General features: G+C 69.1%; 8 protein-coding genes. 4 read left to right on the top strand and 4 right to left on the bottom strand.

Translation table 11 applies throughout. The features are described from left to right. The gene (locus ACWCPQ_RS27925; protein WP_449904314.1) at window positions 1-1,101 is read right to left on the bottom strand and encodes a DMT family transporter; all 1,101 of its coding nucleotides are present in this window, start codon (window positions 1,099-1,101) and stop codon (window positions 1-3) included. Between ACWCPQ_RS27925 and ACWCPQ_RS27930 the strand changes: the two genes are divergently transcribed. Beyond that, window positions 1,100-2,515 (top strand): aminotransferase-like domain-containing protein, encoded by a 1,416-nt coding sequence (locus ACWCPQ_RS27930; protein WP_449904317.1) that lies wholly within the window; start codon window positions 1,100-1,102, stop codon window positions 2,513-2,515. The two genes, ACWCPQ_RS27925 and ACWCPQ_RS27930, sit on opposite strands and share 2 nt — an antisense overlap. A gap of 30 nt (window positions 2,516-2,545) precedes the next feature. Here ACWCPQ_RS27930 and ACWCPQ_RS27935 read toward each other — a convergent pair whose 3' ends face one another. Further along, window positions 2,546-3,082, bottom strand: coding sequence for a hypothetical protein (locus tag ACWCPQ_RS27935; protein WP_449904319.1), 537 nt, complete (start codon window positions 3,080-3,082; stop codon window positions 2,546-2,548). Window positions 3,083-3,277: 195 nt separating this feature from the next. Beyond that, window positions 3,278-3,823, bottom strand: coding sequence for a peroxiredoxin-like family protein (locus ACWCPQ_RS27940; RefSeq protein WP_449904322.1), 546 nt, complete (start codon window positions 3,821-3,823; stop codon window positions 3,278-3,280). Window positions 3,824-3,891: 68 nt separating this feature from the next. On the opposite strand from ACWCPQ_RS27940, the gene ACWCPQ_RS27945 reads away from it, so the two are divergent. Continuing rightward, the gene (locus tag ACWCPQ_RS27945) at window positions 3,892-4,503 is read left to right on the top strand and encodes a TetR/AcrR family transcriptional regulator (protein ID WP_449904325.1); all 612 of its coding nucleotides are present in this window, start codon (window positions 3,892-3,894) and stop codon (window positions 4,501-4,503) included. Between the two features lie 12 nt (window positions 4,504-4,515). On the opposite strand, the gene ACWCPQ_RS27950 is transcribed toward ACWCPQ_RS27945, so the two are convergent. Then, entirely contained in the window at window positions 4,516-4,731 is a 216-nt protein-coding gene (locus ACWCPQ_RS27950; RefSeq protein WP_449904327.1) for a FitA-like ribbon-helix-helix domain-containing protein, read from the bottom strand. Window positions 4,732-5,014: 283 nt separating this feature from the next. Here ACWCPQ_RS27950 and ACWCPQ_RS27955 point away from each other — a divergent pair, with 283 nt between their 5' ends. Then, window positions 5,015-6,187 (top strand): aminoglycoside phosphotransferase family protein, encoded by a 1,173-nt coding sequence (locus ACWCPQ_RS27955; RefSeq protein ID WP_449904330.1) that lies wholly within the window; start codon window positions 5,015-5,017, stop codon window positions 6,185-6,187. A 266-nt stretch (window positions 6,188-6,453) separates the two neighbouring features. Next, a complete protein-coding gene (locus tag ACWCPQ_RS27960; protein ID WP_449904332.1) occupies window positions 6,454-7,737 on the top strand; it encodes a cytochrome P450 in 1,284 nt (427 codons plus the stop codon). Window positions 7,738-7,883: the final 146 nt, after the last annotated feature.

Raw genomic sequence — 7,883 nt, forward strand, 5'->3', positions numbered from 1 at the left:
TCACCGGCCGGTTCGCGCCGGTGCGGTCGCGATCCGGTCGTTCGCCGGATACGCGCCCACCGAGGGTGCGTCCGGCGATCCGGTGGGTGGTGTCACCGGATCGCCGGCGCCGGGCACGATCTGGGCATGCCGGGACATGCGGTCACCGACCGGCCCGCTTCCCCGGGGTCCAGTTCCCGGGCGTCCGAGCCGGGTGCGGACCGCGATCCCGGCGCATGCGACGACTGCCAGGGCGCCGAGCGCGGTGGACCAGGTCAGGGGCTCGCGCAGGAGCAGCGCGGCCCAGCCGAGGGTCAGTACGGGTTGGACCAGCTGGATCTGGCTGACCTGTGCCATCGGCCCGCGCGCGAGGCCGCGATACCAGGCCAGGAAACCCAGGAACATGCTCACCACGCCGAGATAGGCGAACGCCGCCCACTGTGCGGGCGAGCCGGTCGGCGGCTGGACGGCGACCGCCACAACGCTGAGCGTCACCATCACCGGAGCGGACAGGACGAGGGCCCAGGAAATGGTCTGCCACGGTCCGAGTTCGCGGGACAGCAGTCCACCCTCCGCGTATCCGAAGGCGGCCGCGACGACCGCGCCGAACAGCAAGAGATCCGCCCACCCCGAAGCGGCGAACCCGCCGCCGCGGAAGGCAGCGAAGCCCACCGCGGCCACGGCGCCCGCGGCCGCGGTGAACCAGAAGGCGCGCGGCGGCTGTTCGTCGCCGCGCAGTACCGCCAGTACCGCAGTGGCAGCCGGGAGCAACGCGATCACCACTGCGCTGTGGCCCGCCGACGTGGCGGTCAGTGCGAAGGTGGTCAGCAGCGGGAAGCCCGCGACCACACCGCCGGCGACGACGCCCAGACGGAGCCATTGCCCGCCGCGGGGTAGCGGTTGCCGGGTGATCATCAGCGCGGTGGCGGCCAGGACGGTGGCGACAGCGGCCCGCGCGCAGGCGACGAACAGGGGTGACATCCCTCCGTCGGCGACGGCGATTCTGGTGAGCGGGACGGTGAGCGAGAACGCGGCCACGCCGAGCAGTCCCCAGGCCGGGCCGCGGAGGGCGGGGGATAGCGGTGCGCGATTTCGGAGAGTAGCGCTACTATGTTCCTTCATGTCCGACGATAGCAGCTCGCGAATCGTGGCTGACCTCCGTCACTGGATGGCCACCGCTCCCGCCGGGGCGAAACTGCCGTCCACCCGCACATTGGTGGCGCGGTACACGGCGAGTCCGGTGACGGTCCAGAAGGCGTTGCGCACGCTGGTGGCCCAGGGGCTGGTGGAGAGCCGGCCGGGCGTGGGGACCTTCGTGCGGACGGTGCGCTCCGCCCGCCCGGCCGATTACGGCTGGCAGACCGCGGCGCTGGGCACGCCACGCAGCCGCCGGAGCCAGATGTTCACCTCGCTGCGCACCGTGCCCAACGACAAGATCGCCCTGCACTCCGGCTACCCGGACCGGGAGCTGCTCCCGGTCCGCCTGGTCCGCGCCGCCTTCACCCGCGCCGCGCGCAGCGATGCCGTTCTCGATCGCCCGCCCACCGCCGGCCTGCCGGAACTCCAGGCCTGGTTCGCGACCGAACTGGCGACCGTGGCACCCGCCGCGGTACTGCCGCCGACGCCGAGTGAGGTGATCGTGTTCGCGGGCAGTCAGAGCGGCCTGAACACGACCTTCCAGTCGCTGGTGGGTCCGGGACGGCCACTGCTGGTGGAGTCGCCGACCTATTGGGGCGCGCTGCTGGCGGCCGAACGCGCCGGTGTCCGGGTGGTACCGGTCCCCAGCGGCCCGCACGGTCCCCGGCCCGAGGAGTTGGTCCGCGCCTTCGAACAGACCGGTGCGCGAGCGTTCTACGCCCAGCCGCATTTCGCCAATCCGACCGGCGCACAGTGGGCTCCGCAGGTCGGTGACCGGGTGCTCGAGGTGGTGCGGGAGCACGGTGCGTTCCTGATCGAGGACGACTGGGCACACGATTTCGGCATCGAATCGGTGCCGGTCCCACTGGCCGCGCGCGACGACAGCGGACATGTGATCTACCTGCGCTCGTTGACCAAGAGCGTTTCGCCCTCGGTCCGGATCGCCGCCGTGGTCGCCCGCGGCCCGGCCCGCGATCGGATCCTGTCCGACGCGCAGGCGGAGTCGATGTATGTGAGCGGGCTGCTGCAAGCGGTCGCGCTCGATGTCGTGACCCATCCGGGATGGCGTACCCATCTGCGCGGGCTCGGGCAGCGGCTGGCCGGTCGCCGCGATCTCCTGCTGACCGCGCTGCGGGAGCACGCGCCCGGCGTGCTTCCGGAACTGGTGCCCCGGGGCGGGCTCAACCTGTGGGCCCGGTTACCGGACCATACCGATCTGATCCGGCTCGTCCAGGACTGCGAGGCAGAGGGTGTGGTCGTCGCCCCGGGCGACGAATGGTTCCCCGCCGAACCTCCGGGCGCCTACCTCCGGGTGAACTATTCCGGGCCGAACCCCGGCGCGTTCCCGGAGGGTGCGCGGATCATCGGCCGGATACTGGCCCGGCAACATCCGGCGTAATCCGCGATGCCGCCGGATGCCGGCGACGCGTCAGGCCGGCCGGATCGAAACGGTGCCGCGGCATACCGCGGCCTGGGTGTTGAGGAACCACCAACCGCCGCCGGTCCGGGTGGTGACGGTGAACGACACCGTGCCGACACCGGGCCAGGCCCGGTTCACCGGGATACCCGGCTTCTGCTTCAGCGTCTCCTCATCGCTGAACGCCGTACCCGAGGCACCGGTCGTCTCGTTGTGCCAGTCGACCTGGACGCGGGTGCCGTAGGGGGTGGTGCCGAATATCGGGAAAAGGCTCGCGGGCGGGTCGGGTAGATCGTTGCCGCCGCTGAGCAGGAGCGAGGGCTCCAGAACCGACCCGCCGGGCGGCAGACTCGCGCCGGAGCTCGCCCGGATCTGCCAGGTGAACGGCGGTGCCCACGGCAGCGGATTGGCGCTACCGCAGGTCATATCGGTGGAGGACGGGGGTTGGGCCGCCGCGGTGCCGGTGCCGGCCGTGACGAGCGCGACCGCCGCGAGAACCGTGGTCGTGGGGGTGAGTAGTGCGGTGACGAACTCTCGTACACGAGGCAAAGGTGCTCCCGGGGGCCGGTGGTGGATGTATGGGATACGACCGTAGCGAGCCGAACGCGGCGATAGGCCGATCTCACCGATACCGGCCGGTCGTCGCGCCGGCGCCGATGACGATCGCTGGACCGCTCGTCCGGCCGCGATCGTGACCTTTCGGGCGCACGATGCCGATCGGATTTCCGGCGCCGGCGCAGCGGCTCAGCCGGCCAGGGCGAGCAGTTCGTCGACCGACCACTGATCGTCGATATGGGCGGCGTACTTCGCGGCGAGCACCGTGCCGTCCGCGGCGATGAGGAAATCCGCGGGCAGGCCCAGTCGGCCGCCCGCGGGGTGGCTCGGCGGCGCCGGGCGACCGGCACGGCGCCCGGTCGCGGCCAGTTCGGTGCCGACGGCTCGTGCGATGGCGGACCACCCGCGCGGGTCCAGGAGGGCTCGCCCACCGGATTCGACTCCGAATTCGCGGTAGAGCACCCGGTCCGGATCGGCGATCACGTCCAGCGGCAGATCGGCGGTGTACTTGCGCAGTTCGGCGGCGGTGGAGTGGAAGACGGCCGCCTCCCGGATGCCGGCCGCTCGTATCTCCTCCAGCCGGGTCACCACCGAACGCAGGTGCAGATTGCAGACCGGACATCCGGCGAAGCGCCGGAACTGCAGGTGGAGCAGGCCCCGGGGCCAGGGGATCGGGAGTTCCGCACCGGCGACGGTGGTGAGGGTCCGGGCGGGCACCGGATTCGGTGGCGACATGATCTCTCCTTTGGAGTACTAAGTACGCTTACGTTTCAGTATGCGCGTATCCAGTACGCTGTCAATCCGTGCCCAGGCCCCGCTCGCTCACCGACGACCAACTGGTGGGTGCTGCCCTGGCGGTGATCGACCGCGAAGGACTCACCGCGCTGACCATGCGCGCGGTCGCCAAGGAACTCGGCATGGCCACCATGGGGCTGTATCGGTACGTCGCCGACCGGCAGGCGCTGGAGATCCTGGTGGTGGATCACGTCTTCCGGTCGGTCGACCTCGCCCTGCCCGAAGCGCACTGGGCGGACCGGGTCCGCGTCCTGATGAAGCGGTTGCGTGTCGCGGTCGCGAACCATCCCGCCGCGGTACCGCTGGTGCTGCGCCACCGGCAGGCCGCGCCGGGATCGCTACGGTTGATCGACACCATGCTCGCGGTACTCACCGACGGCGGATTCACCGGCGCCGACCGAGTGGTCGCGCAACGTACGCTGATCGGCTACCTGCTCGGGTTCCTGCAGAACGAGTACTACGCGGCGCTGTCGGGGCCGGGCACGATCACCATGTCGGAACTGCCGGCGCAGGAATTCCCCTTCCTCGCCGCTACCGCGAGCGACGCGCGATCGGTATCGCCGGACGAGGAGTTCGGCCGCGGGCTCGATATCGTGCTGCGCGGCCTCGTCGCGAACTGATCCGCGCCGGGGTCACCGCGGGGTCTCGTCCGCGGGGTCGTCCCCGCCGTTGTCGGGCCCCTCTCCGGCCAGTACCGAGCCCAGCCGGGTCCGCTCCGGGGAGCGGGTCACGACTTCCTCGAGAATGGCGAGTATCTCCGCCTCCGTACTGCGGCCGTGGTTGACCGCGCGGGTCCGCAGGGCGCGGTACACCGCGTCCGGTACATGTCGAACAGATAGCGTCACCATGGCGAGCATCTTTCGTCGACAGTGGTCGGGTATCCCGATTATATTTCCCGCCCCGGCAAACTTCCGGCGCCGGTGGCGTCTCGTTCTGATATCGCCGAATCCGGCGCCGGGCGGGGCGGCCGAGCGTTCCGATGTGCGCGCTCCGTAGAGTAATCGGCCGAAAGTCATTCCGGCACTGAGAATATGGCGCAAGATCGGGAATCGTCGGTGCGATGGAAAGTCCGGACCGGACGGTTCGGCACGGTGCGCGTGATCTCGCGCGCATCCGGAAAGTGAGGCGGAAATGAATCACAAACTCTGGTTGCTCGGCCGGCTCGTCGCGGTGGGCGCGCATATCGTCGGCGAGAAACTCACCGGTCACCGGGCCCGCGCGATCGGTGATGTGCCCGCGTCCGGCGCCGCGCTCACCACGGATTGGCTGACCGCGGTGCTCTGCCGGGAGACTCCCGGCGCCGAGGTGCTCTCCTTCGAGACGACCGGTGGTAGCAGCGGTACGTCCACCAGGGTGGCCATCCGGGTGGAATACAACGAGGCGGGCCGGGCGGCGGGGCTACCGGAAGCATTGTTCGCCAAGACGACGACCTCGCTGAGCCAGCGCATTCTGCTGGGTGGCGGCAAGATGATCGACGGCGAGACCAGGTTCTTCCGGGATTTCCGGCCGAAATTGGAAATCCAGGCACCGCTGGGCTATTGGGGGGCGTCGGATGCGGCGTCCTGGCGGTCGATCGCGCTCATGGAGGATATCGCCGCGACGCGCGGCGCGGTGTTCAGCGAACCGACCGCCCCGATCGGCCGCGCGGAGATGGAGGATCTGGTCCGCAATCTCGCCCGGCTGCACGGCACCTTCTGGGAAGACCCGTCGATCCAGGTACTCAAGACCACCAACGAGGCCTTGCAGGCATATCTGGCGGCGATCGATATGAAGACCCGCTGCGCGGTGGGACTGGAACGGGCCGCCGAAGTGGTTCCGGAGAATTTGCAGGGCCAGGCGGACCGGCTGTGGGCCGGGGTCGAACGCGCCGTGGACCTGGCCACCACCGCGCTGCCCCATACGCTGCTGCACGGCGACCCCCATATCGGCCAGACCTACCGGACGGCCGAGGGGCGGATGGGTTATGTGGACTGGCAGGTCGTGATGCGCGGCGGCTGGGGGCATGATTTCGCTTACACCGTCAACTCCGGATGCGAACCGGAGGATCGCCGGGCCTGGGCCGAGGATCTGCTCAGGGCCTATCTCGAGGAACTGGCCGAAGCGGGCGGTGTGGCGCCCGCTTTCGCGGATGCCTGGCTCATCTATCGCCAGCAGTCGATGTTCGCGTACGCGGCGTGGGCGTTCACCATCGGCCGGGCCGCGTATCAGCCCGAGATGCAGTCGCGTGACACCTGTCTGACGCTGATGCGGCGGATCACTTCGGCTATCGACGACAACCGGTCATTGGAGGCGCTCGAGGTCTGAGAAGTATTGCGGGGCCGGGCTTTCGACGCGTCGATCCCGGCCGCCGCATACGTACGCGATAATTCGCAATTGTGCGGACTAGTCCTACGAAATCGTGAAATGGAGGGCCGTACAACATGATTCGAAATCGATTAGATGTAATGACCATGTCGTACCATCGCCTGGTTCCGGCTCGAGTCAGATAATTCTGCAGGAGGGGCCTCGAACCGGGAACCGGCCGGTGGAAAACCATCGGCCCCGCACCCAGACCGCATGGAGTTTCGTTCTTGACTACCTCGGACCAACGAAGACACGCACAGGCCCATGTGCACGGTTCGCCGATCGATTCCGATGATCCGCGTGTACCGCTCTACCTGCCGGAATTCGCCGCCGACCCGCACCGGGTATATCGCGAGTTGCGGGCCCGGTACGGGTCGCTGGCGCCGGTCGAACTGGCGCCCGGGGTACCCGCGACCCTGGTGATCGGCTACGGCACCGCCCTGCGGGTGCTCAACGATCCGGAGCGTTTCCCCGCCGACCCCCGGGTCTGGCAGAAGGATATTCCGGCCGAGTGCCCGATCCTGCCGCTGCTGGAGTGGCGTCCGATGGCCAGCCGCTGCGCCGGTCAGGAGTTCACGCGTTACCGGCAGGCCATCACCGCGAGTATGGACGAAGTGGATCTGTACGCGATCCACACCGTCGTCGAGAACATCGCGGGCCCGCTGATCAACTCGTTCTGCCAGGACGGGCAGGCCGAACTGATCCAGCAGTACGTGTTCCCGCTGGCGTTCCAGGTGATCAACTACCTGCTCGGATGCCCACCCGAGATCGGTCAGCAGGTCGCCGCCGGGACCGCCGCACTGCTCGAGGGCGTGGATGCCGAGGCGGGCAGCCGGATGCTGGGCGAAGCCCTGATGAGTCTGGTGCTGCTCAAACGCGAATCCCCGAGCACCGATATCACCTCGGTGCTGCTACAGCATCCGGTCGAGCTGACCGAGGAGGAGGTATCACATCACGTCTCGCAGGTGTACGGCACCGGGATCGAGTTCGAACTGAACCTGATCGTCAATACGCTGCTGCTGATCCTCACCGACGAACGCTTCGGCGGCAGCGTCCTCGGCGGGAACCTGACCTCGCGCGACGCCCTGGACGAGGTGCTGTTCAACGATCCGCCGCTGGCGAATCTGCTCATCACCTATCCCCGGATGCCGATCCTGCTCGACGATGTATGGCTGCCCGCACACCAGCCGGTGGTGATCAGCATGGCCGCCTGCAACAACGATCCCGCGATCCGGACGTCGGAGTTGACCGGCAACCGCGCCCACCTCGCATGGGGTCTGGGCCCGCACGCCTGCCCCGCCCAGTCGCTGGCCTATATGGTCGCCGAAGGTGCCATCGACCAGCTGCTCGACGCCCTGCCCGAGATGCGCGCGGATTTCCCCGACGGCGAACCGGTCTGGCGACCCGGTCCGTTCCATCGCTCGCTGGCCGGTCTGCCGGTGACGTTCCCCCCGGGTGCCCCACTCCCCGGATACGAGGACGCCTCCGACCGCCCCGCCGTCCGCGCCTGACCCCGCAGGGTCCGGACCGCTCGGGTCCGGACCCTGCGTTCGCCGGGCTTCCTGCGTTCGCCGGGCTTCCTGCGTTCGCCGGGCTTCCTGCGTTCGCCGGGCTTCCTGCGTTCGCCGGGCTTCCTGCGTTCGCCGGGCTTCCTGCG

Source organism: Nocardia sp. NPDC001965 (assembly GCF_053594175.1).

Bases quoted from the DNA above. Each gene is read 5' to 3' on its own strand.
- ACWCPQ_RS27940 (WP_449904322.1), bottom strand. From the start codon at position 3,823: ATGTCGCCACCGAATCCGGTGCCCGCCCGGACCCTCACCACCGTCGCC.
- ACWCPQ_RS27925 (WP_449904314.1), bottom strand. From the start codon at position 1,101: ATGAAGGAACATAGTAGCGCTACTCTCCGAAATCGCGCACCGCTATCC.
- ACWCPQ_RS27955 (WP_449904330.1), top strand. From the start codon at position 5,015: ATGAATCACAAACTCTGGTTGCTCGGCCGGCTCGTCGCGGTGGGCGCG.
- ACWCPQ_RS27930 (WP_449904317.1), top strand. From the start codon at position 1,100: ATGTCCGACGATAGCAGCTCGCGAATCGTGGCTGACCTCCGTCACTGG.
- ACWCPQ_RS27950 (WP_449904327.1), bottom strand. From the start codon at position 4,731: ATGGTGACGCTATCTGTTCGACATGTACCGGACGCGGTGTACCGCGCC.